1 protein-coding gene, 3 tRNA genes and 1 pseudogene are annotated in these 2272 nt (G+C 64.3%); 1 reads left to right on the top strand and 4 read right to left on the bottom strand.

All coding sequences use genetic code 11. The features are described 5' to 3' along the window. Nucleotides 1–100 precede the first annotated feature (100 nt). From AC1DYX_RS30465 to gltX, 4 genes are all read right to left on the bottom strand, one after another. A tRNA-Ala gene (locus tag AC1DYX_RS30465) sits at nt 101–176 on the bottom strand. A 38-nt stretch (nt 177–214) separates the two neighbouring features. Beyond that, a tRNA-Glu gene (locus AC1DYX_RS30460) sits at nt 215–290 on the bottom strand. Nucleotides 291–314: 24 nt separating this feature from the next. Then, nucleotides 315–390 (bottom strand) — tRNA-Ala (locus AC1DYX_RS30455). Nucleotides 391–452: 62 nt separating this feature from the next. Beyond that, nucleotides 453–1844: a glutamate--tRNA ligase gene (gltX, locus tag AC1DYX_RS30450; RefSeq protein WP_477265855.1), complete on the bottom strand. Its 1392-nt coding sequence runs from the start codon at nt 1842–1844 to the stop codon at nt 453–455. 202 nt (nt 1845–2046) lie between these two features. Between gltX and AC1DYX_RS30445 the strand changes: the two are divergent. Beyond that, a pseudogene (locus AC1DYX_RS30445) lies at nt 2047–2272 on the top strand (hypothetical protein); the annotation flags it as partial.

The raw sequence follows: 2272 nt of genomic DNA, 5'->3' as shown, positions 1-2272 counted from the left end.
CCCCACGGGGATTCGAACCCCGGTACTCACCGTGAAAGGGTGATGTCCTAGGCCTCTAGACGATGGGGACCCTGGACTGTTACCGACTGTTTTCCCTGCTTGGTGGAGGTAAGCGGGATCGAACCGCTGACCTCTTGCATGCCATGCAAGCGCTCTCCCAGCTGAGCTATACCCCCTACGGGAAAACAGTACTATAACACACTACAATGCCTTCTGGCGTCCCCACGGGGATTCGAACCCCGGTACTCACCGTGAAAGGGTGATGTCCTAGGCCTCTAGACGATGGGGACCCTGGACTGCATCGACTTCAGAGGTGGTGGAGGTAAGCGGGATCGAACCGCTGACCTCTTGCATGCCATGCAAGCGCTCTCCCAGCTGAGCTATACCCCCGCAGCGCTGAAGTGCGAGCATTATAGCGGACACACTTGCATTTCGCAAATACCAAGAGGGAATCAGATGCCCTTGGCCACGCGCACGAGCACCGTCTCACGGCCAAACAATTCCAGCACGGCGTCGATGGCCGGCGTCTGCAGCTGGCCCGTCACCAGCAGGCGCAGCGGCATGGCCAGTTGCGGCATCTTGAGACCGTGCGCGGCCAGCACTTCCTTCATCGCGGCCGACAGCGCCGGCTTGGTCCATTCGACGTCGCGCAGGCGCTCGGCGAACTGGGCCAGGGCGGGACGCACGGCGTCGGTCAGGTGCTGGGCCAGCAGCGCCGCATCCGGCTTCGGCTCGCGGTAGAACAGCATGGCGGCGTCGGCCAGTTCGTTGATCGTATTCGTGCGCTCCTTCATCAGGCCCAGCACGGCGGCGAGCGGCGGCGCACCGTCGAAGACCGCGCCTTCGCGCTCCATCTTCGGACGGGCCAGGCCGGCCAGGCGCTCGTTGTCGGCCTGCTTGATATAGTGGTTGTTCAGCCAGGCCAGCTTTTCCGGGTTGAATTGCGCGGCCGACGCGGTCAGGTGCTCGAGGTTGAACCACTCGGTAAATTGCTGCATCGAGAAGATCTCGTCGTCGCCATGGCTCCAGCCCAGGCGCGCCAGGTAGTTGAGCATCGCTTCCGGCAGATAGCCCTGCTCCGGATACTCCATCACGCTGACGGCGCCATGGCGCTTGGACAGCTTCTGGCCGTCCGCGCCGAGGATCATCGGCAGGTGGCCGTATTGCGGCAGCTCGGCGCCCAGCGCGCGCAGGATATTGATCTGGCGGGGCGTGTTGTTGACGTGGTCGTCGCCGCGCAGCACGTGCGTGATCTTCATGTCCCAGTCGTCGACCGCCACGCAGAAGTTATAGGTCGGCGTGCCGTCCGGGCGGGCGATCACGAGGTCGTCCAGTTCCTTGTTGGCGATCGTGATCGGGCCCTTGACGACGTCGTGCCACGTGACTTCGCCGTCCAGCGGATTCTTGAAGCGCACGACGGGCTTCACCCCTTCCGGCACGGGCGGCAGCGTCTTGCCCGATTCCGGACGCCAGGTACCGTCGTAGCGGGGCTTTTCGCCGGCGGCGCGCATGCGCTCGCGCATCGCCTCCACTTCCTCCGGCGAGCAGTAGCACAGGTAGGCCGTACCGGCTTCCAGCATGCCCTTCACCACGTCGCGGTAACGGTCCATGCGCTGCATCTGGTAGAACGGCCCTTCGTCGTGATTCAGGCCGAGCCATTCCATACCCTGCAGGATCGCCTGCACGGCTGCCGGGGTCGAACGCTCCAGGTCGGTATCCTCGATGCGCAGCACGAACGTGCCGCCGAAGTGGCGGGCATAGGCCCAGGAATACAGCGCGGTGCGCGCGCCGCCGAGGTGGAGGTAGCCGGTCGGGCTGGGAGCGAAACGGGTACGGACGGTCATGGTCGAATACATTGGCTGCGGCCCCGGCTGGCGGGGCCTGGTTGAAAGGTCAAGCGCGTATTTTACAGCGTCACTCGTCGGCGAGGGGATGCGCGAACCCGCGACAGGGTGACTCGCCACGATTGAAAATTACTTTACAGAAATTGAATTTTTAGCTAGAGTCTCGCCCTTCATTTCGCCCCTTCGCGCCCACGTCCTGTCCATGTCGAACGATCCGAGCCCCGCCCCCATCGCGAGCCTGCGCGGGGAATTTGCCTGCACGGCGACGGAGACCGGCTTCCTGCGCGAACAGGCCGGAACGATCCTGCGCGACCTGCGCCGGGCACTGATCCTGTGTTCGCTGTTCTACGTGATGTTCAGCGCGGCCGACGTGCTGGCCCTCGGCCTGCCGGGCGCCATCCCGCCGCTGCTGGCCAGGTTCTCGGCGG

It is taken from the genome of Massilia sp. P2_C2 (assembly GCF_056404615.1).
The sequence above is the reverse complement of the archived record's forward strand: the minus strand, read 5'-3'. Positions and strand labels throughout refer to the sequence as shown.